This is a genomic window from Streptomyces sp. NPDC052042 (assembly GCF_044548345.1).
Taxonomy (GTDB): domain Bacteria; phylum Actinomycetota; class Actinomycetes; order Streptomycetales; family Streptomycetaceae; genus Streptomyces.
The window spans coordinates 56,457-79,187 of sequence record NZ_JBIUBU010000026.1; the positions used below are offsets into that span (position 1 = coordinate 56,457).

At 69.0% G+C, this 22,731-nt stretch carries 16 protein-coding genes and 1 tRNA gene; 8 read left to right on the top strand and 9 right to left on the bottom strand.

Going from position 1 to position 22,731, the window contains the following annotated elements:
* The first annotated feature begins 253 nt into the window (after window positions 1-253).
* Window positions 254-1,780 carry an alpha/beta hydrolase gene (locus ACIHCL_RS30540; protein ID WP_399867014.1) on the top strand — a complete coding sequence of 509 codons (1,527 nt, stop codon included), beginning with the start codon at window positions 254-256 and terminating at the stop codon, window positions 1,778-1,780.
* Between the two features lie 147 nt (window positions 1,781-1,927).
* Window positions 1,928-2,001, top strand: a tRNA-Thr gene (locus tag ACIHCL_RS30545).
* A gap of 416 nt (window positions 2,002-2,417) precedes the next feature.
* On the opposite strand, the gene ACIHCL_RS30550 is transcribed toward ACIHCL_RS30545, so the two are convergent.
* Genes ACIHCL_RS30550 through ACIHCL_RS30560 form a run of 3 tightly spaced genes read right to left on the bottom strand, consistent with a single transcriptional unit; the run spans window position 2,418 to window position 6,123 of the window.
* Window positions 2,418-3,401: a 3-hydroxyacyl-CoA dehydrogenase gene (locus tag ACIHCL_RS30550; RefSeq protein ID WP_399867017.1), complete on the bottom strand. Its 984-nt coding sequence runs from the start codon at window positions 3,399-3,401 to the stop codon at window positions 2,418-2,420.
* Window positions 3,398-4,636: an iron-containing alcohol dehydrogenase gene (locus tag ACIHCL_RS30555; protein ID WP_399867019.1), complete on the bottom strand. Its 1,239-nt coding sequence runs from the start codon at window positions 4,634-4,636 to the stop codon at window positions 3,398-3,400. Before ACIHCL_RS30555 ends, ACIHCL_RS30550 begins: the two co-directional genes overlap by 4 nt.
* Window positions 4,633-6,123, bottom strand: a complete 1,491-nt coding sequence (locus ACIHCL_RS30560) for an NAD-dependent succinate-semialdehyde dehydrogenase (RefSeq protein ID WP_399867022.1) — start codon at window positions 6,121-6,123, stop codon at window positions 4,633-4,635. The genes ACIHCL_RS30555 and ACIHCL_RS30560 overlap by 4 nt, the downstream gene beginning before the upstream one ends.
* Window positions 6,124-6,359: 236 nt before the next feature.
* On the opposite strand from ACIHCL_RS30560, the gene ACIHCL_RS30565 reads away from it, so the two are divergent.
* Together ACIHCL_RS30565 and ACIHCL_RS30570 are read left to right on the top strand one after the other, a co-directional pair.
* Window positions 6,360-7,034, top strand: coding sequence for a GntR family transcriptional regulator (locus ACIHCL_RS30565; protein WP_399867024.1), 675 nt, complete (start codon window positions 6,360-6,362; stop codon window positions 7,032-7,034).
* Between the two features lie 127 nt (window positions 7,035-7,161).
* Window positions 7,162-8,877: a sigma-54-dependent Fis family transcriptional regulator gene (locus ACIHCL_RS30570; protein ID WP_399867026.1), complete on the top strand. Its 1,716-nt coding sequence runs from the start codon at window positions 7,162-7,164 to the stop codon at window positions 8,875-8,877.
* A gap of 112 nt (window positions 8,878-8,989) precedes the next feature.
* Here ACIHCL_RS30570 and ACIHCL_RS30575 read toward each other — a convergent pair whose 3' ends face one another.
* From ACIHCL_RS30575 to ACIHCL_RS30590, 4 genes are all read right to left on the bottom strand, one after another.
* The gene (locus ACIHCL_RS30575) at window positions 8,990-10,051 is read right to left on the bottom strand and encodes an ABC transporter permease (RefSeq protein ID WP_399867029.1); all 1,062 of its coding nucleotides are present in this window, start codon (window positions 10,049-10,051) and stop codon (window positions 8,990-8,992) included.
* Window positions 10,048-12,645 (bottom strand): ATP-binding cassette domain-containing protein, encoded by a 2,598-nt coding sequence (locus ACIHCL_RS30580; protein ID WP_399867030.1) that lies wholly within the window; start codon window positions 12,643-12,645, stop codon window positions 10,048-10,050. Before ACIHCL_RS30580 ends, ACIHCL_RS30575 begins: the two co-directional genes overlap by 4 nt.
* Window positions 12,646-12,721: 76 nt before the next feature.
* Window positions 12,722-13,444: an SDR family NAD(P)-dependent oxidoreductase gene (locus ACIHCL_RS30585; protein ID WP_399867032.1), complete on the bottom strand. Its 723-nt coding sequence runs from the start codon at window positions 13,442-13,444 to the stop codon at window positions 12,722-12,724.
* Between the two features lie 213 nt (window positions 13,445-13,657).
* A complete protein-coding gene (locus tag ACIHCL_RS30590; RefSeq protein ID WP_399867034.1) occupies window positions 13,658-14,818 on the bottom strand; it encodes a substrate-binding domain-containing protein in 1,161 nt (386 codons plus the stop codon).
* A 378-nt stretch (window positions 14,819-15,196) separates the two neighbouring features.
* Here ACIHCL_RS30590 and ACIHCL_RS30595 point away from each other — a divergent pair, with 378 nt between their 5' ends.
* From ACIHCL_RS30595 to ACIHCL_RS30610, 4 genes are all read left to right on the top strand, one after another.
* A complete protein-coding gene (locus ACIHCL_RS30595; RefSeq protein ID WP_399867036.1) occupies window positions 15,197-16,096 on the top strand; it encodes an alpha/beta hydrolase in 900 nt (299 codons plus the stop codon).
* Between the two features lie 116 nt (window positions 16,097-16,212).
* Window positions 16,213-17,838, top strand: coding sequence for a flavin-containing monooxygenase (locus tag ACIHCL_RS30600; protein WP_399867038.1), 1,626 nt, complete (start codon window positions 16,213-16,215; stop codon window positions 17,836-17,838).
* Window positions 17,839-17,867: 29 nt separating this feature from the next.
* The gene (locus ACIHCL_RS30605) at window positions 17,868-18,638 is read left to right on the top strand and encodes an SDR family NAD(P)-dependent oxidoreductase (protein ID WP_399867040.1); all 771 of its coding nucleotides are present in this window, start codon (window positions 17,868-17,870) and stop codon (window positions 18,636-18,638) included.
* 507 nt (window positions 18,639-19,145) lie between these two features.
* Complete coding sequence (locus ACIHCL_RS30610; RefSeq protein ID WP_399867041.1) at window positions 19,146-20,300, top strand: glutathione-independent formaldehyde dehydrogenase; 1,155 nt, start codon at window positions 19,146-19,148, stop codon at window positions 20,298-20,300.
* Between the two features lie 163 nt (window positions 20,301-20,463).
* Here ACIHCL_RS30610 and ACIHCL_RS30615 read toward each other — a convergent pair whose 3' ends face one another.
* Window positions 20,464-21,168, bottom strand: a complete 705-nt coding sequence (locus ACIHCL_RS30615) for a phosphotransferase (protein ID WP_399867044.1) — start codon at window positions 21,166-21,168, stop codon at window positions 20,464-20,466.
* Window positions 21,169-21,395: 227 nt separating this feature from the next.
* A complete protein-coding gene (locus tag ACIHCL_RS30620) occupies window positions 21,396-22,547 on the bottom strand; it encodes a DUF2804 domain-containing protein (RefSeq protein WP_399867046.1) in 1,152 nt (383 codons plus the stop codon).
* Window positions 22,548-22,731: the final 184 nt, after the last annotated feature.

A 22,731-nucleotide genomic window follows, 5' to 3' on the forward strand; every position in this document is an offset into this window, starting at 1 on the left:
GGCCGTTCCCGCTCCGTACCCCGCGCTCTGTCCGCCGCATGCTCCGTTCCCCGCGCTCTGTCCGCCATGCTCCGTACGCCGCCAGCGGCCCGGGGGCTGCCGTGCGGCACTGCCCTCGACCACCGTCGTTGCCCCGCCTCCGCCATCATCCGTTCGTTGTCGTTCATCATGGGCCGTCACGGATCGTCATGGATTCTTCACTCGTACGGGCGGCAAAGCGGGCAAGATGCCCCCCTGCGGCTACGCTCCGGGGATGGACACCAGGCGCCCGCTCCGCATTCTCGCCCTCGCACTCGGCACTGCCGGCCTCCTCGTCTCCGGCTGCAGCGGCGATGGGGCGGCGACGCCGTCACCGTCCGCCCCCGTCACCCCGGCCGCGCTCCGGCCCTACTACGAGCAGCGGTTGGACTGGCGGGACTGCGGGGTCGAGGGCTTCCAGTGCGCGAAGATGAAGGCGCCCCTGGACTACGCGAAACCGGAGGGCGATGACATCGACCTGGCTGTCTCCCGCGTCAGGGCCACCGGCCCCGGAGAGCGGATCGGCTCGCTGCTGGTGAATCCCGGCGGCCCGGGAGGCTCCGCCGTCGGCTACCTCCAGAACTTCGCGGCCCTCGGTTACCCCGCCCAGATCAGGGCCCGCTACGACATGGTCGCCGTCGACCCGCGCGGGGTCGCCGACAGCGAGCCCGTCGAGTGCCTCACCGGCCCGGAGATGGACGCGTACACCCAGGTCGACCAGACTCCTGATGACGCGGCCGAGGTCGACCGGCTGAACGCCGCGTACCAGCAGTTCGCGGACGGCTGCGAGCGGCACTCGGCGCGCGTCCTCCCGCACGTCTCCACCGCCGAGACCGCCCGGGACATGGACATGCTTCGGGCGCTGCTGGGCGACGAGAGGCTGCACTACGTCGGGGCCTCGTACGGCACCTACCTCGGCGCCACGTACGCCGAACTGTTCCCCGCCCGGGTCGGCCGTATGGTCCTCGACGGCGCCATGGACCCATCGCTCTCCGCCCTCGACATGAACCGCGACCAGACGGCGGGTTTCGAGACCGCGTTCCAGTCCTTCGCCGCCGACTGCGTGAAGAGGACGGACTGCCCGCTCGGCACGACGTCCACCGCAGACGCGGCCGCGCGCCTCAAACAGCTGTTCGCCGCGCTCGACGCCAAGCCGATCCCCACAGGCGACTCGCGGGAGCTCACCGAGTCCCTCGCCACCATCGGGGTCATCGCCGCCATGTACGACGAATCGTCCTGGCCCCAACTCCGCGACGCGCTCACCAGCGCCGCGAAGGGCGACGGCTCCGCTCTGCTCGCACTGTCGGACCGCTACTACGAGCGCGAACCCAACGGCGTGTACGCGAACCTGATGTCCGCCAACGCCGCCGTCAACTGCCTGGACCAGCCGCCCGCCTTCACCGACGCCCAAGCAGTCACCCGGGCACTCCCCGACTTCGAGAAGACGTCCCCGGTCTTCGGCCGGCCCTTCGCCTGGTCCGCCCTGAACTGCGCCCACTGGCCGGTCCGGCCGACGGGCACCCCCCATCGCATCGAGGCCAGGGGCGCGGCCCCGATCGTCGTGGTCGGCACCACCCGTGACCCGGCCACCCCGTACAAGTGGGCCGAGTCCCTGGCCGACCAGCTGTCCTCGGGCAGGCTCCTCACCTACCAAGGCGACGGCCACACCGCGTACAGCCGCGGCAGCGACTGCATCGACACGGCGATCAACACCTACCTCCTGGAAGGCACCCCGCCGGCCGACGGCACGCGCTGCTCCTGATCCGTTCCGCCCGTACTGACGCTCGTCGGCACCCAAACGCCGACGCTGACCTGCGGAGACGGTCACCAGCCGGGATGGTGCGGAGCACCCCCGGAAACTGTGTAGACTTGGCGGCGCTGCTGATCGCACCATAGTGCGACGGGGTGTGCCGCCTTAGCTCAGTTGGCCAGAGCAACGCACTCGTAATGCGTAGGTCTCGGGTTCGAATCCCGAAGGCGGCTCAGAAAAAGGCCAGGTCAGACATCATCTGACCTGGCCTTTTCTGTTGCCTGGGCGAGGCGTGGCACGCTGCTTGGGCGTCGCGGGTTTGCTTGCGTGAGCGGAGGGGCTGGCAGCCCTTCTTCGCGGCCTTCTTGGTCTTCCACCGGAGGAGGGTCGGTTCCGCGGTGGCCTCGGCGTAGTCGAGGTGGGCAGGGCGGCGGCCTGGCGGACGGATGCCTCGCCGGGGCCGGCGGGGAGACGGCGCCGTGCGCTCGTGGCCGGTGGCGCGGGCCGTGTTCGCCCGCTCGTCGGTGGGACGGCGACGCGGGCGGAAGGCGTGTCGGAGGCGTTGGCCGGTCGAGGTGTCTCGGACAGTTCGCATATCCGGGGCGCCTCGACCAGCCATTCGCGCAGGCGAGTGAAGACCGAGAGGAACTCAGGAGGTGCCGCGCATGTCCTCCCACAGCGGCGTCAGCCGCATGAGCTGCTCGTCCCGCCAGCGAACCCGCTCTTCCCATCGGTCGAGTGGGAGAAGAGCGCGACGCTGACGTACTGCGCTCGACACGAGGTCTGGCGTCCATGGGTCGTTCTGACCGCGCTCGGCGCCCATTCGGGCATACGCGGGTCCCATTTTCTCCGCGTGTGATTCAAGGCCGCCGCGGCTGTTGAGATCGGCGGTCTCGAACGGGCCGATGAGACTCCACCGGCGCCCGAGACCACTGCGGACGACCTCGTCGATCTCGTCAACGGTGGCAACCCCGTCTCGGACCAGGCAGTAGGCCTCACGCAGTACCGCACCTTGAAGGCGGTTGAACACGAACCCTTCTGGTTCATGGTTGACCGTGATCGGGCGTAGCCCCGCGCCGGTGTACAGGGCACAGGCGCGCTCGGCGGCCCAGGTGGCAGTGCTGGGGGAGGGAACGACCTCGATCACCGGGATGAGGTACGGCGGGTTGCCGGGGTGACCGACCAGGATCCGGTCCCGCAGCTCTTCGGGCAGGTCGGCCGCGATGAGACTGGGACGTATCGCCGAGCTCGAACTGGCGAACACCGCTTGATCCGGTGCGCTCCGGGCCGCACGCCGGATCAGTTCCTGCTTGATACCCACCTGCTCCGGGGCGCATTCCTGTACCAGGGTCACTCCCGCGACTGCCTCCGCCATGTCGCGAACGAACGTGACGCGCGCGCCGACCGTGCTCGGATTCTCGACGAGGCCGTGCGCGGACAACTGCTCAAGACGATCAAAGAGTTCCCCGTGGGCGCGCTCCAGAGCGTCCGGGAACGGATCCCACACCCGGACCGCGTGCCCGGCTCGTGCGAAGACGATCGCGAAGGCGACCCCGATGGAGCCGGCGCCGGCGACGGCGATCGGTTCTATCGGGCCGCGTGTCGGTGTCGGTGTCGCGGGTGAGCTCGTCACACCGACCACCAGGTGCGGTCGTTGTCGTAGCCGCGCCGCAGGATCTCGACAACGGACTCGTGGGTGAGATCGCGTGGGTTGTTGGCCGTCAGGCGGGTCGCGAGCATCGCCTGGTCGGCCACGTAGGAGAAGTCCTTCGGGTCCAGGCCGAGAGTCTTCAGGTCGGTTGGGCAGCCGACGGTCTCCAGCAGCGCTTCAACGCGGGAGATGCCGGCCTTCGCCTGGTCCAACGGGGTCGACTCGGGGTCCGCGGCACCGAGCAGCGCCCCGATCTCGGCGAATTCCGCGATCCGGGTCGGCAGGTTGAAGCGCATCACGTACGGCAGAAGCGCTCCGACACCGAACCCGTGGGAGGTGTGGGTCAGCGCACCGATCGGGGACTGGATCGCGTGCGCCGCGGCGGTACCGGCGGTGTTGATGGCCATGCCGGCGTTGTACGCGGCCAGCATCGTCGCGGAGCGTGCTTCGATGTCGGAGGGGTCGGCGACCACGCCTTCCATGGACGAGTTGAGCAGAGTCAGGCCGCTGCGACAGAAGATGTCGGTCAACGGGTTCTTCCCGACGTAGAGGTGATGGGCCAGGAACTCCGGCGTCACGTCCTTGACCCGGTCGGTGAACGTCTCGACCAGGTGAGTCAGCGCGTCGGCCGCCGTGGCTGCGGTGAGGGCCGGCGGGCAGGAGAGGGTGAGCTCGGGGTCGATGACGGCGGCGTACGGCTCCAGGTGCGGGCTGGCCACACCGACCTTCATGCCCTTCTCCTGGTCGAAGACGACGGAGATACAGGTGACTTCGGCGCCGGTACCGGCGGTGGTGGGCACGGTGATGACCGGAAGCCCGGGGCCCGGGACGAGGAACTCGCCGTAGTAGTCCCGAACATCGCCGCCGTGCGCGAGGACGACGGCGGACACCTTCGCCAGGTCGAGACAGGAGCCGCCGCCGACCGCGAGCAGCGCGTCCACGCCGGCGTCGCCGTACCGGTCGACGACGGTGAGTGCGTTCTCGCGAGGCAGGTCCGGCTCGGCCTCAGCGAACACCGAGACCGTGATCCCATGCCTTTCGATGGCGGTCACCATGTCCTCGAACTCGGTCACCTGTGCCATACGGGCATCGGTGACGACGAGGACGTGCCGTCCGATCTCGGCAAGGAGATGGGGCAGGTGGCGCCGCTCGCCGGGGCCGAAAAGAACGGTCCTGGGCTGGCGCAGGACACCGATGGAGGTGACGCAGGAGGTCACAGGCCGGCCTCCGTCTCGTTCACGGTGATGGCAAGGTACTTGGGTTCGAGGAACTCGTAGATCGCCTCGTGTCCGCCTTCGCGGCCCAGGCCGGAGGCCTTGATGCCGCCGAACGCCGCTGCGGGGTCGGCCATGATGCCGCGGTTGACGCCGACCATCCCGAAATCGAGGCGCTCGCTCACAGCAATGGCGCGGTCCACGTTGCGGGTGAACACGTACGCGGCGAGCCCGTAGGTGGTGTCATTGGCGATCTTGACCGCTTCGGCGACCGAGTCCACGGTGTAGATCGTCGCGATGGGGGCGAACAGCTCCTGGTGGCAGAGGTCGTCATCCGCCTCCGTCACCGAGAAGACGGTCGGCTCGAAGAAGAATCCGTCGCCCGGCACCTCCTTGCCGCCGGTCAGCAGGGTCGCGCCGATCTGGGAGAAGCCGTTGACGAGCTCCTTGACGGTGGCGCGCTGCCGGGCCGAGATGATCGGGCCGACCTCCGTGGCCGGGTCGAACCCGTCGCCGACCTTCAGCTTCTCGGTCAACGCGACGAACTTGGCCGTGAACTCCTCCGCCACGCGGCTGTCGACGATGATCCGGTTGGCCGCCACACACGCCTGACCGGCGTTGCGGAACTTGCACACGATCGCCTGCTCGGCCGCCAGGTCGAGGTCGGCGTCATCGAGCACGATGAACGGACCGTCGCCGCCGAGTTCCATCGAAGCGTTGGTGATGTTCGCAGCCGCCTGGCTCAGCAGGGTACTGCCCACACCGGTCGAGCCGGTGAAGCTCACCTTGCGCAGCCGGCTGTCCGCCATGAGCGCCGCCGACACCCTGGACGAGGCCGTCGTGTGGACGAGGTTGACCACACCCGCCGGGAAGCCGGCATCGTGCAGCGTCTGCACGAACAGCGCGCAGGTCAGCGGGGTCTCCTTCGCGGACTTCACCACGACCGTGCAACCGGCGGCGAGCGCCGCGCCGGCCTTGCGGGCGATCATCAGCAACGGGAAGTTCCACGGGGTGATGAGCAGGCACGGGCCCACCGGCTGGTGGGTGGTCACGACGCGGTAGGCGCCTCGGGAGCCGTGCGCGTAGGTGCCGTGGAGGTGCGCGGTCTGCTCGGCGTACCAGAGGAAGAAGTCGGCCGAGAGTTGGAACTCACCCCGGGCCTCGCCCAACGGCTTGCCGCTCTCCAGCGTCATGGTCTCGACGATCTCGTCGGCCCGCTGCAGGAGCAGCCGGTGCGCGCGGTGGAACAGGTCGGCGCGCTCGCGCGGAAGCACGTGACGCCAGGCGTCCTGGGCGGCGACGGCCGCATCGAGCGCGGCGAGTGCCTGGTCGACGGTGCCGTCGGCGATCTCGGCGATCGTCTGGCCGTTCGCGGGGTTGACGACCGAGAACGTCTCGGCGGCACGTGTCCACGCACCGTCGACGTACAGATCGACGGGGATCTCCCGTCCGCGGACCTGTGCTGTGACCGGCGCGGTCGGTGTCGTCATGGAAGGGGTCCTCCTCTTTCGGCGGGAGCGGATACGGCGGCAACCGGTCGACCTGGGCAGGGCTGCCGCCGGTGCCGCACGGCGCGTTCGCACAATGACGTATGACCGTCATCTCGTAATACGCTATGCGTCAAAGGGCTGGATCTGGTCCGGTGCATCGATTTGAGACAGCCGCCCCAAGAGTCCGAGCGACCGCTGGGGCCGGCAAGCAACGGTTGGAGTTCGAGGAACCCGTCATGAGCACTTCGAGACTGACTCGACATGCGGCACCGCTGCGGCAGCAGATCACGCGTCTGCTTCGTGAAGACATCCTGAGCGGGGCCTTCCAGCCCGGCGACGCCCTGCGTGAGAGCGGCCTGTGCGAGGCCTACGGGGTCTCGCGCACCGTGGTCAGAGAAGCGCTGCGCCAACTCGAGACCGAGCGGCTGGTGACGGTGGTCGCCCACCACGGTCCGGTCGTGACCGTGTTGACGCCGCAGGACATCGAGAAGATCTACGAGGTGCGGCGCGCACTCGAGGGCCTGGTGGGCGAACTCTTCGTGACGCACGCGTCGGAGCGGGTGAAGAGCGAGTTGCGCGAGCTCCTGACCGAGATGGAGGTGACCTACCTCAGAGGCACCGTCAAGACGCGCGAGGAGGCGAACGAGCGGTTCTACGGACTCCTGCTCGAAGGCGCCGGCAACCCGGTCCTCGCCGAGGAGGTCGCCCGCATTCACGCTCGGGTCCAGATCCTTCGTCGCTACGCGTTCATGGACGCCGAACGGGCGCGGATCTCCTTTGAGCACTTCGGTCGCATCATCGAAGCCGCGGCTGTCGCGTGTGATGCCGCTGCGGCGCGAGCCGCGTGCGAGCACCATGTGCGCGGCGCGGCGGTACTGGCCGTCGACGAGCATCGCCGTCGTATGGCCTGAGGTCGAACGACTCGCATGGTCCGGGATCGACGCTCGTCGATCTTCTCCTATTACAGGATGATGCGATGTGGCACTATACGCGCCATGTCGCACTATGCTCCGGCTCTGCTTCAGGAAGGAGAAGAGCATGTCGATCGCGCCAATCCACACGCTCAAAGACGAATGGCTGACAGGGAGCACCGACCGCATTGGTGTCGCGCCTGAGCTGCTGAGATCCTGGCAGCGCTCCCGGGAGGCGCTCGGCGTGCCGGCCAACGTCCGCGAGGTTCCGCATGTGGCGGAAGACGAGCTCGATCAGCATCTCCTGGATCTGTTTCAGGCGCCGATGTCACGTTTCTCCGCTGATTTGTCAGGGACGGGCGTCGGCCTTCTGCTGGCCGACGCCCAAGGCCGTATTCTCGGACGCTGGGCTGCGGACCGTGACGCGTCGCGTCACTTCGACAGGGTCGGAACCGACCGCGGAGCCGTCCTGGACGAGTCGCTCGTGGGCACCAACGGTGTCGGCACGGTCTTGGCGACCGGGCAGAGCGTCCAGATCACGGGCGCGGAGCACTACGCGGACATGTACAGCGACGCCGTCTGCACCGGAACGCCGGTCCGGCATCCGCTGACCCAGAAGACCGTTGCCGTGGTGACGCTGTCCAGCGGGCTCATCGACGGCCGTTCGCTGCTGCGGCCCATGGTCAGGGCGGTCGCCGACCAGTTGGAGCAGCATCTCCTCGATGTGGCCTCCCCCAAGGCCCGGGCGGTCTTCCAGGCATTCCTGGACGCCTCGAAGGCGAAGGCCGGCGCGGTGGTCGGGTTCGGTCCGCAGGGACTGATCATGCAGAGCCAGGGTGCTTCCCGCCTGTCCAGCGCGGATGTCGCGGCGCTCGGAGATCTGGCCCAGCGGGGATCCGACGGCCGGTTCATCATCGAACTCTCCGGCGGCCTCACCGAGGTCCGGCTGGCGCCCGTGGAGGGAGGCGCCGGAGCGATCGTGTCCCTCCAGCGGGGCAGGACCTCGACGAGCACCGCGCTGGGGCGGGCCCGGTCGCAGCTGATCGGACGCTCGCCGGACTGGATGGCGGCTCTGCACGCGGTCGCACGAAGAAGGGAGGCGCCACGGCCGGTGGTGATCGCAGGCGAGGCAGGCGTCGGGAAGACGTCGCTTGCCCTGGGGCTTCCGTTCCGGCCGGGCGAGTCCGGACCAGGTGCCCACATCGTGATCGACACGGTGGAGCGGACCCTGATCGGCGGGAAGCGATGGCTTCGCAGCATCGCGGAGCGGCTGCAGAGCGGAGCGCCCGTGATCGTCAAGGGGATCGACGCCCTCGACCCTGCGGCGAGGCTCGCGTTGGCCGGGTTGTTGGAGATGAGCGTTCCGAAGGGCCCTGTGATGCTGACCGCCACGCTTCGTTCGGCCGCGGAGGCCGAGGAGACGGCGGTGGGTCTCGGGGCGTCGCACGTGTGGGTTCCTCCGCTGAGGGAGCGCACCGCCGACTTGCCCGCTTTGTGGCGCTACTTCACGGACCGTTCCATGCCGGGTGTCGGCCTGGAGCCACGTTCGGAGACCCTCGACCTGCTCACCGGATACGAGTGGCCCCGCAACCTCAAGGAGCTCCACAACGTCGTGGAGGGGTTGGCGCTGGCCGGCAAACGCGGATACGTCCTCCCCGGCGACCTGCCGGAGCGCATCCAGGGCGCCCGTGCGCTGACCATGATCGAGCGCGCCGAACTCGAGGCGATCTCCCGGGCGCTGCGGGAAACCGACGGAAACCGTTCCCGCGCCGCGGAGATGCTCGGCCTGTCCCGAGCGACAATCTATCGCAAGATGAAGTCCTACAAGCTCACCGGTGCGTGACGGGTGACTTCACAACGGCCGCCGCGCAGGCACCTCGGAGGTGCGGCAGCGCGACAGCGTGGTCCGGGAGCAGCGCTCCCGGACCACACCGTGCATGCCGGTGGACCGGCCGTCAGCCGACCGCGGCCAACGCCCGTCGGCGTCGACGTTGTGCCAGCCCGCGAAGAGCGGGGGCGGCCTGGCGAAGCAGGACCACCGCGGCGAGGACCGCTGCCTGCGCGATGAGCTGCTGAGCGTCGTTCCAGCCCAGCGAGCGAAGCAGCTGTCCGAGCTGTGTCAGGAACAGCGCCCCGATGCCGCTGGCCACGATGCTCGCGACACCGCCGGTCATCGCGGTGCCCCCCAGGACGACGGCCGCGACGGTCGGAAGCACGTAGCTGTCCCCGATGAAGAGCCCGGGAGTCCGGGTGTAGCCGGCCAGGAGGACACCGGCGGCGCCGTAGGCGAGGCCCGCGAAGCCGTAGGCGACGACCTGGTACCGGGTGACTCGGATGCCCAGAGCCGAGGCGGTGGGCACGCTGACACCGATGTAGGTCAGTCGGCGCCCGACCGCGGAGCGCTTGGCGATGACGCCGCCGACGGCGAGTACGACGACCGCGATGATGAAGGTGTTCGGGACACCGAGGGTCCGGTCGACGGAGAACTGGCTCAGACCGTTGGGCGCTGTGGCCGGCGAGCCGCCGGAGATCTTCAGGATCGTGCCGAGCAGAACCGCGTTCATGCCGAGCGTCACGACCAGCGGCATGACGCCCGCGACGGCGACCAGGACGCCGTTGACCAGGCCGACGAGACCGGGGGCGACCACGGCGACGGTGATGGCGAGCCACGTCGGCCAGCCGTGGTACTGGACCATGCAGGTGCAGAGGGCCGCGGCGAGCGCGATCATGCCGGGCACCGACAGGTCGAGGCCGCGTTGCTGCACGACGAGGGTCTGCCCGGCGGCCGCGATGGCGAGCACGGCGGCGAAGGGCAGCATGCTGAGCAGAGGGGCCGAGCCGACGCTGCCGTGCGCGATGGCGGGGCTGAGGGCGAAGAGGAGGAGCGTGGCAACCACGATCCCGACCCAGCTGCCCGAAAGGAGACGGCGCCAGGTGGCGCCCGCGTCGAAGTCGTTTATGGCGGTTCCCCGATGACTCGGCTTGCGGCGGAAGGCGTTGGTGGGCCGGGTGCTCATGCGTGCGCTCCCGTCCCGCGGGTACGGCGCAGCTGCGCGTACATCACCGCGGCGCCGATCGTGATGAGGCCCGGGAGCCAGTAGCCCCAGGCGGGGGAGAGGTCGAGGAACGGGGAGACATTGACCAGTTGCTGAGCGAGGACAGCGGCGGCGATGACCCCGATGAATGAACCGCGGCCACCGAAGATGCTGGCTCCCGCGAGCACGACCACGGTCACCGAGTTGAGGGTGTACGCGAGACCGGGACGACCGTCACCGATGCCGATCTGGGTCATCAGGATGATGCCGGCGGGCAGGACCAGTGCCGAGCAGACCACGTAAGAGGTGAACTGGATCAGCCGGATCTTCACCCCGAGACGCTCCGCGGCGTCCGGCTCGGACCCGAGAGCCCGGAGCTCGACGCCCCACCTGGTGCGACGCAGTGCCAGCTCAAGGAGCAGAACGAGGAGCACCGCGATGACGGTCACCAGCGGAACCGCGCCGAAGCGGGCCTGGACGTCGGCCACCACCGACGGGAAGATCGTGCCGCCCGGCGTGTCCCGCAGGGACAGGTAGACGCCCTGGAGGGCCATGTAGACCGCGAGGGTCGCGACGACCGGATTGATGCGGAACCAGGTCACCATGACGCCGTTGATCACGCCTACCGCGAGTGCACCGAGGGCCATGAGGACCAGACCGAGGACCAGGTTTCCGCCGTCCACGATCCAGTACGACGCGATGACGACCAGGAAACCCATGAGGGGGCCGACCGAGAGGTCGAACCCGGCGCCCATGACGACGACCTGTTGTGCGGCACCGACCAGCAGCAAGGGCGCGATCATGAGCAGAAGGTTGTTGAGGTTGAACTGGCCGAGGTAGTCGCCGTTGTACAGCCCGGTCCCGAGACCGAGGAGCACCACGATCAAGGCGAGCACGGCCGCGGGGGCCTGGTCGCCGGCCAGCCAGGCCCGCAGTCGGCGACGCTTCTCCGGGCGGGTCTTCTCATGGCCGCGCACGGTCGTCGAGGTCAGTGCGGCGTGAGCGATGGCCGCTTCGGTGATCTCCTCACCGGTGAGCTCCTCGACGACGCTTCCGCGGGACATGATCAGCACGCGGTGGCACAGGCCCTCGAGTTCGACGTTGTCGGAGGAGAGCACGACGACGGCGGCACCGTCGTCGGCCGCGGTGCGCAGGATCTTGTACAGGTCGACGCGTGCACCGGCGTCGACACCTTGAGTGGGCTCCTCGACCACCAGGACCTTCGGTGCGGCCAGCAGCGTGCGGGCCATGACGGCCTTTTGCTGATTGCCTCCCGAGAGCGAGCTGATCGGCGTCTCGGGGGTCGGGGTCTTGATCGCGAGGTTGCGGATCTGTTCCTTCGCGGTGGCCCGGGTCAACACGTCGCTGACGAGGCCGAGGCGTGAGACCTTCTTCAGGGTGCGCGCCACGATGTTCTCGCTCACGCCGAGTGGCAGGAAGACACCTTCGCCGTGCCGGTCGGCAGGCACGTAGACGACACCGGCGTTCGCGGCCGCCGCATTTCCGCCGCGGACCTGCTGCCCGTCGACGACGACCGTGCCCGAAGTCGAGGCGAGGCCGGCCAGGGCACGGACGAGCTCGGCCTGGCCGTTGCCCTGGACCCCGGCCAAGCCGACGATCTCGCCGGAGCGGACGGTCAGGGAGATGTCGTCGAAGCCCGGACCCGAGAACCCGGTCACGAGGAGTCGCTCGGTCGCGTCCGCGGGCACGGGTTCCTTGGTGGGGAACACCGTCTCGAGTTTGCGGCCCACGACGCGCTCGACGATCTGCTCCTCGGTGACGGTGTCGGCGTCGAAGGTTCCGCGGGTCTGGCCGTCGCGAAGGACGGTGATCCGGTCGGCGATTTGTTTGACTTCGGGGATGCGGTGGGAGATGTAGACGACGCCGGCGCCCGTTGCGACGGTCTCGCGGACCTTTGCGAAGAGACGTTGTACTTCTTCGGCGCTGAGGTGCTCGGTGGGCTCGTCGAGGATCAGAACCTTCGGGTTCAGTGCGAGGGCCTTGGCGATCTCGACGATGAACCGCTTCTCCATCGACAGATCGGCGACGCGGGCGCGCGGGTCGATGTCCATCTCCCACGGCGCGAGGGTCTCGCGGGCCCAGGCGACCGCCCGGCGAAGCCCGCCGACGCGCTTGTACCCGACGCCGAGTGCCATGTTCTCCGCCACGGTCAGGTCCGGAAGAAGTGCCGGATGCTGACGCACGATGCCGAGGCCGAGGCTGCGGGCCTGCTCGGGTTGCGCTTGGGTGAGCCGGTCGCCGCCGATGAGGACCGCGCCGTCGTCCGCCGCCAATGCGCCCGAGGCCACGGCCATCAGGGTGGACTTGCCGGCGCCGTTCTCGCCGACCAGGGCGTGGACTTCGCCGGGGCGGACGTCGAAGCTCACCTCGTCCAGCGCGCGCACGCCCGGGAAGGACTTCCCGATGCCCTGCATGGAGAGCACCGACGCGACACGGTCGGCCGCCTGGCTCGCTGCCCGACGCGCCGCGTGGTTGGACTGGGTGGGGTCGGGGCTCGCACCCTGCTGCGGTGGCCGGACCCGAGTCTCAGGTCCGTTGCTGCCGAAGTTGGTCACGTCGGACCTCCTGGAAGAGTTGAGGGGCGTGGACCCGAGCAGTTCGGGCCGGCGCCTCGGCCCGTTACCGGGTCCGTTACTGGGCGAGGTAGCCGCCGTCGATGACGAGCTCGGAACCGGTCACGAAGCTGGCCTCGTCGGAGGCGAGGAAGACGACTCCGGCGGCGATCTCCTCGGGGCGTCCGGCGCGACCCATCGGGGTCTGGGAGATGACGTACTCGTTCACCTCCGGGGCCTGCGCCTCGGTCAGCGGGGTCCAGATGAAACCGGGATGAACCGAGTTCACGCGGACGCGTTCCTTGGCGTAGCTGACGGCGGCGCTCTTCGACATGGTGCGCACCGCGCCCTTGGTCGCGTGGTAGGCGTGTGCACCGGCGACAGCGGCGTTGCCCCAGATCGAGGAGACGTTGATGATGCTGCCGCCGCCCTGGGTGATCATCTGCGGGATCACCTCGCGCATCCCGAGCCAGGTGCCGGTCTGGTTGACCGCGACGACCCGGTTCCACTCCTCGGTGGTGAGGTCGTGGACGGTTTCGTAGGCGATGATGCCGGCGTTGTTGACGAGGAAGTCAATGCGCCCGTGGCGGTCGATGACCTCGGTGACCACACGCTGCCAGTCGTCTTCGCTGGCCACGTCGAGGGGCGTGTACGTGACGCCGGCGCCGAATGAGGCGTCGGCGGCGGCGCGGCTGGTCGCGATGACGGCCGCGCCCTCGGCTGCCAGGGCGTCGGCGATCGCGTGGCCGATGCCTCGCGAGGCGCCGGTGACGATGCCGACCTTGCCGTCGAGTCGGTTCATGGATGCTCCTCGGATATCCCCGCGTCGCTGCGTCGTTCGGGTTTCGTGCGGGAAAACGGTCGGGAAAAGTGGTGAGGCGAGATGCCCGGACGTTCAGGGACGTGTGAAGGCCCGGGCACCTGCTGGGAATGCCGGAGTTGCGGCCGGTTCCGTCCGTGAACGTGGCGGTGGTCCGGCCGAGACGGCCTGGACGCCGACCGGGCTGCCGCGGGGCTACTTGTAGAGAGCCTTGATCTGCTCGGTGGTCAGGCCGGAGGAGAGGATCGCGTCGGCCGGCAGCGACTTGTCGTACTTCGGCATCATCTTCGGGTTGGTCGAGTCCTCGATGATCTGCAGGTTGTACGTCGAGGGCTCGCTTTCGTCGATGCCGTTGTAGGCCGCGAGGCCCTTGTTCAGAGCAGCCTGGACGACCCAGTTGCGGGAGGACTCGGTCGCGATCTGGTAGCTCGGGTACTGCTTGTGGTACCGGTACCAGAGGCTGGCGAACTCGTTGGAGTCATTGGCGGCCCAGACCGGCAGGGGCTTGTTCGCGGCGATGAACGCGCGGATACCGCCGACCGAACCGCCGCCGAAGTCGGAGACGATGCCGTCGATCTTGCCGTACTTCGTGATGAGACCGGCCATGACCTGCTGGGTCTTGCTGACGTCCCAATCGGTGGCGACGTAGCCGTCGGAGTTGAGCAGGCGGATGTCGGGATGCTCCGCGACGGCCTTCTTGACGCCGTCGTAGACGGTCTGGGAGTAGGCGCTGCCGGCGACGCCGCCCAGCATCACCAGGTTGCCCTTGCCCTTCATCGTCTTGATGGTCCAGTCGGCGAGGGTCTTGCCGTACGCCTCGACGTCCTCGGAGACGAAGTCGACGTAGTCCTTGCCCGGTGTACCGCCGATGCTCGAAACGATCGGCACGACCGCCACGCCGGCCGCGTTCGCCTTCTGGATGGCAGGCAGGAGGGCCTGTCCGGCGTCGCCGAAGGTGACGATCACGTTGACGCCCTGGGCCACCATCGAGTTGATGTCCGAGATCGCCTTCTGGGTATTGTTCTGGGCGTCGGTCACCATGACCTGGGTGATGTTCGGGCACTTGGCTGCCTGGGCCCGGAAGAGCGCGATCGTGGCCTTGCGCCAGGTGTTGTTGGCGTTGCCGTCGGCGTAGCCGACCTTGATCGGCTTGGTGCCGCAGAACTTGGTGACGTCCTGAATGTCGGACTGCACGCCGACACCGCCCACCTTCACGGTCGGCCACGGGCTGCTGGAGTCACCGGAACCGCCGCCGGTGGCGCTGCCGGAGCCGGTCGACAGACCGCCGCAGGCGCTGAGCGCCATGGCCGCGGCGGCTGCGACGCTGGTCGCTGCGACCCGCTTCTTGACGTGCATGGAATTTCTCCTCGCTGAGAGCTGTGAAGGACCTCGGTGACCCGAGAGACCCGAGCCACCCGAGCGACCAGGTATGCGGAAGCGCCGAGCCCTGAGAGCGGAGTGCCTGGCCCGGCTCCGAGGGTCGGGATCGCCGGTGTGGTCGGAGCGACGCGATCGCTTGGGTGAGGGGAACGGGCCCGGTGAGGGCCTCGGTTGAAGGCTGTCGCGAGCAGGACCGTGTGACGCGAGTCACTGTGAGACGGCGGTGCCTCATTTTGTGACAGCACTCACGTCCGACGCGTGGGGGTGGAGATGCTCGGCTCGTCGGGTCGGTCGTTCGTCGGCCCGAGGAGCAGCCGGAACCACCAACCATGACCATGACGTTGAGGAGCGCACATGCCCCTTCCCCGTCCTTCAGATCCTCTTGGGGAGATCTACGCCGAGTGGAGCGTGGAGTTCGAGGCCAACCCGGAGATGTCGCTCCAGCTGATGCGCTGGGTCTTCGAGGACTGGCAGCGAGCGACCGCTGAGCCCGAAGGGGTCACCTACGCCACGACCACCATCGGTGGCGTACCGGGCATCCTCGTGACCCCGGTCGACGCGGATCCCTCCCAGGTGATGGTGGTCATGCACGGCGGAGGGTTCGCGCTCGGCTCCGCCGCCAGCCACCGCAAGCTCGCCGGACACCTGGCCAAGGCCTGCGGAACCCATGCCTTCGTCCTCGACTTCCGGCTCGCGCCGGAGTTCCCGTTCCCGGCACAGATCGAGGACGGCCTCGCCGTCTACCAGGCCCTCCTGGACCAGGGCATCGAAGCCGACGACGTGTGCTTCGTCGGCGACAGCGCCGGTGGGAACCTCGCCGTCGCGATGACACTCACGCTGCGTCGCGACGGCCGCCCGTTGCCCGGACGCGTCCTGACGATGTCGCCGTGGCTGAACATGGAGAACAGCGGCGCCACGATCGAGACCAACGACGACACCGACTTCCTGATCACGCGCGAAGGCCTCGCCGGGAACATCAGCCGGTACCTCTCGGGGGGCGCGGACCCGACGGACCCGTACGTCAACCCGCTCTACGCCACCTATGAGGCGTTCCCGCGGCTCTACGTCTGCGCGGCCGACACCGAATCCCTCTTCGAGGACGCCGAGCGCCTGGTCGACCTGGCGAGGAAGGCCGGAGTCGACGTGACGTTCTCCATCGGCAAGGGCATGCAGCACGTCTTCCCGTTCCAGGCCGGGCGCCTCGCGCGCGCCGACGAGGAGATCGCCTCCATGGCCGCCTGGTACCGGTCCTGACCCGGACCCACTGGGGCCCTGCCCAGACCTCCGACCGCCTCTCATCCGCCTTTCCTGCTGCGCGCCTCCCCCTGAGCGCCTCTCTGTCATCACCCGGTGAAAGGACCGACACACACATGACCAGCAAGCCCGACTACGACGCCATCGTCATCGGCGCCGGCTTCTCCGGCCTGGCGATGCTCCACCACCTGCGCGAGATCGGTCTTTCGACCCTCGTGGTCGACGGCGAGGACGGCATCGGCGGCACCTGGTGGGTCAACCGCTACCCCGGCGTCCGCACCGACAGCGAGTACAGCTATTACTCCTTCTCCTTCTCCAAGGCCGTCCGCGACGAGTGGACCTGGACCGAGCGGTACCCGTCCGGCGCGGAGGTCCTGAGGTACCTCGACTTCGTCGCCGACCGGCTCGACCTGCGCAAGGACATCCGCTTGTCCACCCGCGTGAACAAGGCCGTCTACGACGAGGATGCGAACACCTGGGCCGTTCACCTCGGCGACGGCAGCATCCTGACCACGACCTACCTCGTCTCCGGCATGGGCGTCCTCTCGCAGGCGATCTTCCCGGCCATCGACGGCATCGACGCGTTCAAGGGCGAGAAGTACCACTCCTCGATGTGGCCCCGCGGCGGCGCAGACCTGACCGGCAAGCGTGTCGGCCTCATCGGGCTGGGTGCCTCCGGCATTCAGATGGTGCCCGAGGTCGCCAAGGTCGCCGGTGACTTCTATGTCTTCCAGCGCACGCCGAACTTCATCGTCGAGACGACGAACGAGCCGGTGACCGAGCAGGACATGGCCTACCTGCGCGACCACTACGACGAGATCTACGAGAAGGCGGCGAACCACCCCTTCGGCGTCGCGATGGACCCGGCCGAGCACAGCGCCCTGGAGGTTTCCGCAGAGGAGCGCGACCGGATCTTCGAGAGCAAGTGGAACGAGGGCGGATTCCACTTCGCCAACGAGTGCTTCACCGATCTGGCCACCAGCCATGAGGCCAGCGAGCTCGCCTCGGAGTTCATCCGCAAGAAGATCCGCGAGATCGTCGAGGACAAGGCTGTCGCCGACCTTCTCTCGCCGACCACCTACTCGTTCAACGGCAAGCGTGTCCCGACCGGCCACAACTACTACGCGGCGTTCAACAAGCCGAATGTGCACCTCATCGACGTCGCCGCGCAGCCGATCAGCCGCATCACGGAGCGCGGCGTGGTGGTCGGCGACACCGAGTACGAACTCGACGTGCTGATCTTCGCCACCGGCTTCGACGCCATGACCGGCACCCTGACCAACATAGACATCGTGGGGCGCGGCGGCCGCACGCTGCGCGAGAAGTGGCTCGCCGACGGCCTGAAGTCGAACCTCGGCATCAACGCCAGCGGGTTCCCGAACTTCTTCATGTCCCTCGGCCCGCAGACGCCGTACTCGAACCTGCCGGTCCCGATCCAGCTCGGTGCCCAGTGGCTCCAGCGGGCCATCGCGTGGGCGCGCGAGAACGACGTTCCGTTCTTCGAGGCCACCCCCGAGTCGGAGACCTGGTGGATGGAGGAGACCGAGCGTGCCGGCAAGGCCACGGTCATGTACTCGGAGGGCAAGAAGGCCAAGGCGTGGTTCCTCGGCGACAACCTCCCCGGCAAGCCGGAGGAGTTCCAGGTCTACATGGGCGGCGGACAGGTGTATCAGCAGTTCTGCCGTGAAGCCGAGGCGGACGGCTACCGCTCCTTCCTGGCCAACCAGTCGGTCGAGGCCTGAGAACCGAACGCGACGGAAGGGGAATCGTCATGGGACGTCTGGAGAACAAGGTCGCCCTGATCACCGGGGCCGCAATGGGCATGGGCCGGGCGACCGCGGAGCTGTTCGCGGCCGAGGGAGCCAAGGTCGCGGTCACCGACCTGGACGAGGCCAAGGGCCGGGAGGTCGTGGCGGGGATCCGCGCGGCCGGCGGGACCGCGGAGTTCTGGAGCCTGAACGTGGCCCGGGAGGCCGAGGCGAAGTCGGTGATCGACGCGGCGGCAGCGGAGTTCGGCGGGCTCGACGTCCTCGTCAACTGCGCCGGCGTCATCGGCGTCGACAAGCCGACCCACGAGCTCACCGAGGCCGAGTGGGACGCTCTGTTCGCCGTCGATGTGAAGGGCGTCTTCTTCTGCACCAAGCACGCCATCCCGCACATGATCGAGCGGGGCAAGGGCAGCATCGTCAACTACTCGTCCATCTACGGGTTGATCGGGAACGACGAGTTCACGGCGTACCACGTGGCCAAGGGCGCGGTCTCGATGCAGACCAAGCAGGACGCGGCCAGCTACGGCAGGTACAACATCCGCGTGAACTCGGTGCACCCGAGTACGGTCCTGACCCCGCTGGTCGAGGGCATCGCGGCCGAGTTCCCCGGTGGCCTGTCCGCGTATGAGGAGTACATGACGGGAAACCAGTCCCTGCGTCGCCTGGGCCGGCCGATCGACGTCGCCTATGGGGTCCTCTACCTGGCTTCCGACGAAGCGGACTGGGTGACGGGCGTGAACCTGCCGATCGACGGCGGCTACACGGCGCGCTGATCAGCCCATCGGCGGGACGCGCCAACTCAACGGCGCTGTCCCGTAATCGGTGGCAGCCCGGGGTGGCGGTGCGGGTGCGGGTCGGGCGCCTGGCCTGCCCGGTGCTCGGCGGCCCGCGGCGGACGTTCCGCGAGCAGGTTCCCGGCGTCGTGGAGCGTCACCGGCGTCACCGGCGTCGCGGCGTCCGCCCCGGCTCACCGGTCAAGGGGGCAGCGGGCCGGGCGGCTGCCGCCTCCTGCCCGTGCCGGCCCGCGCGATCTCCCGCTCGACGCGGTGCCAAGCCTTGCCGCCCAGCCGAGGCCGGCGGTGCGGGGCGCGGTGCGGCGTTCCGCCAACGCCCCTGGTACACGTCCTGTCACGGGCCGTTCCAGGGGGCTCCGCCCAGGGGCACTCTGCGTTTGACATGCGGCTTTCCGGTGGGACGGTTGAAGAGGCATTCCCGCCCGACGGTGTTCCCATCGGACGCACCCGATGGTGTTCCCACCCGACGAACGCGGAGGCAGTCCCATGAAGGCGTTGGTGTACGAAGGACCACGTTCGGTGAGTGTCAAGGACGTACCGGACGCGAGGATCGAACGGCCCACGGACGTGCTGGTGAAGATCACCTCGACGAACATCTGCGGTTCGGACCTGCACATGTACGAGGGCCGTACCGACATGGAGAAGGGGCGTGTCCTCGGCCACGAGAACATGGGTGAGGTGATCGAGGTCGGGGACGGCGTGGACCGGGTCAGAGTCGGGGACCTGGTGTGCCTGCCGTTCAACATCAGTTGCGGGTTCTGCCGCAACTGCGAGCAGGGGCTGACGGCGTACTGTCTGACCACGCCCTCGGATCCGCGGATGGCGGGTGCCGCGTACGGGTTCGCGGGGATGGGCCCGTACAACGGTGGTCAGGCGGAGTTCCTGCGGGTGCCGTACGGGGACTCCAACTGCCTGGTCCTGCCGGCGGAAGCGTGGGAGAAGCAGACCGACTACGTGATGTTGTCGGACATCTTCCCGACCGGATGGCACTGCACGGAACTCGCCGGGGTGCGGCCGGGCGAGACCGTCGTCATCTACGGCGCCGGTCCGGTCGGTCTGATGGCGGCGCTGTCCGCGAACCTCAAGAGTGCCGCGAAGGTGATGGTCGTCGACCGGCATCCGGACCGGCTGCGGCTGGCCGAGGAGATCGGCGCCATCCCGATCGACGACTCCAAGGGTTCACCGATCGACCGGATCAACGAACTCACCGACGGGCTGGGCGCGGACCGCGGCTGTGAGTGCGTGGGCTACCAGGCGCACGACGCCCAGGGCCACGAGCACCCCAACCTGACGCTCAACAACCTCGTGCAGTCGGTGAAGTTCACCGGGACCATCGGCGTGGTCGGTGTCTTCCCGCCCCACGACCCCGGTAGTCCGGACAAGCTGTACAAGGACGAGGGAGAGATCGCCTTCGACTACGGCACGTACTGGTTCAAGGGCCAGTCGATGGGGACCGGCCAGGCCAACGTCAAGGCGTACAACCGCCAGCTGTGCAACCTCATCCAGCAGGGGAAGGCCAAGCCGTCCTGGATCGTCTCCCACGAACTGCCGCTCGCGGAGGCGGCGCAGGGGTACGAGCACTTCGACAAGCGGGACACGGGCTGGACGAAGGTCGTCCTCCATCCCGACGGCGGAAGCTGAATACGCGGTCGGTAGCGGGTAGGTGGACCGAGCGGTAGGTGGACGATCGATACGCACCGATCGATCCGGCGGAGCGGTCGGTGTGCGGGGCAGGGAGCCGGGAGCGCAGGACGCGTCCCGGCTCCCGACGTGACAGGGTGCGGCCGATGCGGCGCATCGGGGGTCAGAGCAACTCGGCGACGAGAGAAGCCGCACGGTCGAGGAGATCCGCCTCCGTGGTCTCGTCCGTCCCGCCTCTCTCAGACGTCTCGTGACCCTCGCGCATCGCGTCCGTGGCTCGGGCGAGGTGGCGGGCGGGGATGCCGCCCGACTCGGCGAACTGCGGCACCAGGGCGGTGAGCAGGGCGAGGGCGCCCGTCGACGCTCTGCCCCGCGCGCGTGGGTCGACGGCGCTCCGGGCCACGGCCAGGGCGGTCATGGCCCGGTCCAGGGCGGGCGCGCCCTCCGCCGTGCTGCTCCAGTCGATCACCACCGGCCCCCGGGGCGTCAGGATCACGTTGCCGGGGTGCAGGTCGAGGTGGAGGATCCGGTCCTCGGGCTGCGGGGAGAGCCGCGCAGGGACGGTGTGCAGTTCGGAGAGGAGCCCGGCCAGTACGGTGGCCGCCCTGGGCGCGGAGAGGGTGCCGGACTCCAGGGACGCCAGCATGGTCGGGCCGGCCAGGCGCCGCAGCACCAGGTCGCCGGGGGCCGTTCCGGCGTCGCGCGGACCGAGCCGGGGGACCGGATAGCCGTGGGCGCTGAGGTAGGCCATGACGGCCCACTCATGGGTGGCGTCCTGCCCGTCGCGGTTGCGCCGCAGGACCCAGTTGTCGTCGAGCGCGTAGACGTCGGCGGTGCGTCCGGCACCCAGTAGCTCACCTATTCGCATGGGACGAACCTATGGGCAGTGGACGCGGCACGGGAGTTCACCCGGACGCGACACCGGAGTTCATCTGGACACGACACCGGAGTTCGCCGGGGGGTTCACCGGAACGGGGCGGAGTCCCCCGCACATGACGGGCGGCCTCACCAGCGCCCGAGGGGTGTGCCGGCCGGCACGGGAGCGCGCGGGCCGGCGCATGACACGCGTGCTCGTCGGCGCGCGAGCGCGCGGGCTCACCAGCGCATGTGGACGTCCTCGGCCCATCCCAGGAGCCGGTCCACGACGATCTCGCGGCCCTCGTCGTCGTGGACGCGGCCGGAGTAGTGGCCGAAGCACTGGTCGGTGCGGTTGGCGATCAGAACGGCGTCGGTGCGGGTCGAGCGGTTGTGGAACGGCACGAACGTCAGGTCCACCGCGGGCCGCTCGCCCGGAGAGGTGATGGTCCACGGGGCCAGGAAGTCGTCGTGCGACCAGTGCCACTCCAGCTCTTCGCCGATCTTGCTGAGCCGGCCGTCCACGCAGAGCGCGTTCTCGGTGGCGCCGGTGCCCCGCGTCCAGCGTCCGCCGAATTGCAGCCCGACCGTGTGACCGTCGGTGCGGCCTGAGGCGGCGCCCCAGTTCCAGTCGACCGAGCGCGGCCAGCGGCCCCGCCCGTGGTCGAGCACGGCCCAGGCGTCCTCACCGAACTCCAGGACCCGGTCCCCGACCCGGACCGTTCCCGAAGCGGGGCGGGCCGTGTGCTTCGACGTGTACTGGAAGCGGCGCTCGTCCCATGGCACCACGACCGACAACGTCTCGTGACCGGTCGGCAGGGCGGCGAAGAGGTCGATCTCCACGGTCTGTTTCGCGGCCTGCTTCACGATCTGCCGTCGCGTGGACGCGCTCCGCGGCGTGGACGGAATCCTCGGCGAGGAGGGGGTCATCGGAGTGGACGAGGGCTTCGACGACGCCGGGGCCAAGCACCGGGCGCGCAGCCGGGTGCCGCCCTCCTCCTCGGCGATCTCGATCCTGACCCTGCCACCGGTGGGGTGACGCGGGCCGACCGTCACGGCGGGGGAACCGGGCGTGCCCGCGATCGTCTCCGGAAGACGCACACCGCGACCGCCGGGGATGATCTCCGTGGTCTCGAACTCAAGGCCACCCGGTCCGTACTCCAGCACGTACACCGTGTTCAGCGCCAGGAAGTCGAGGTCGCTCACGGTCAGCGCGACGAGATGGGCCGGCGTCGTCACGCACCAGTACTCCCAGCGCTTGGTCCGGCCCCAGCCCCGCAGATTCGCCCGGTGCAGCGGTTGCCTGGACCATCCACGCGCCCATGGGTTCAGTCGCCCGTCCGGCAGACACAGGTCGACGGGTTCGGTGATCTCACGTTCCTGGGTGGCCATGCGCGGAGCCTAAGGGCTGTCCCGCGCCCCCGCGCCCCCGCGCCCCCGCGCCCCGCGCCACGAGTCTGGCCCTCGCGCCGCGTCCCGCGGCCCTGCGCCCCGCGCTCCGCGTCAGGCCCTCGCACCACGTGCACCACATGCGCCACGTCCGGCTCCCGTGCCCCGGCCCGGGGCTCGTGCGGCC

Excerpts from the sequence above, each read along its gene's own strand:
- ACIHCL_RS30595 (WP_399867036.1), top strand. The coding sequence starts at position 15,197 with ATGCCCCTTCCCCGTCCTTCAGATCCTCTTGGGGAGATCTACGCCGAG.
- ACIHCL_RS30585 (WP_399867032.1), bottom strand. The coding sequence starts at position 13,444 with ATGAACCGACTCGACGGCAAGGTCGGCATCGTCACCGGCGCCTCGCGA.
- ACIHCL_RS30570 (WP_399867026.1), top strand. The coding sequence starts at position 7,162 with ATGTCGATCGCGCCAATCCACACGCTCAAAGACGAATGGCTGACAGGG.
- ACIHCL_RS30575 (WP_399867029.1), bottom strand. The coding sequence starts at position 10,051 with ATGAGCACCCGGCCCACCAACGCCTTCCGCCGCAAGCCGAGTCATCGG.
- ACIHCL_RS30600 (WP_399867038.1), top strand. The coding sequence starts at position 16,213 with ATGACCAGCAAGCCCGACTACGACGCCATCGTCATCGGCGCCGGCTTC.
- ACIHCL_RS30615 (WP_399867044.1), bottom strand. The coding sequence starts at position 21,168 with ATGCGAATAGGTGAGCTACTGGGTGCCGGACGCACCGCCGACGTCTAC.
- ACIHCL_RS30620 (WP_399867046.1), bottom strand. The coding sequence starts at position 22,547 with ATGGCCACCCAGGAACGTGAGATCACCGAACCCGTCGACCTGTGTCTG.
- ACIHCL_RS30590 (WP_399867034.1), bottom strand. The coding sequence starts at position 14,818 with ATGCACGTCAAGAAGCGGGTCGCAGCGACCAGCGTCGCAGCCGCCGCG.
- ACIHCL_RS30560 (WP_399867022.1), bottom strand. The coding sequence starts at position 6,123 with ATGACGACACCGACCGCGCCGGTCACAGCACAGGTCCGCGGACGGGAG.
- ACIHCL_RS30565 (WP_399867024.1), top strand. The coding sequence starts at position 6,360 with ATGAGCACTTCGAGACTGACTCGACATGCGGCACCGCTGCGGCAGCAG.
- ACIHCL_RS30605 (WP_399867040.1), top strand. The coding sequence starts at position 17,868 with ATGGGACGTCTGGAGAACAAGGTCGCCCTGATCACCGGGGCCGCAATG.
- ACIHCL_RS30610 (WP_399867041.1), top strand. The coding sequence starts at position 19,146 with ATGAAGGCGTTGGTGTACGAAGGACCACGTTCGGTGAGTGTCAAGGAC.
- ACIHCL_RS30540 (WP_399867014.1), top strand. The coding sequence starts at position 254 with ATGGACACCAGGCGCCCGCTCCGCATTCTCGCCCTCGCACTCGGCACT.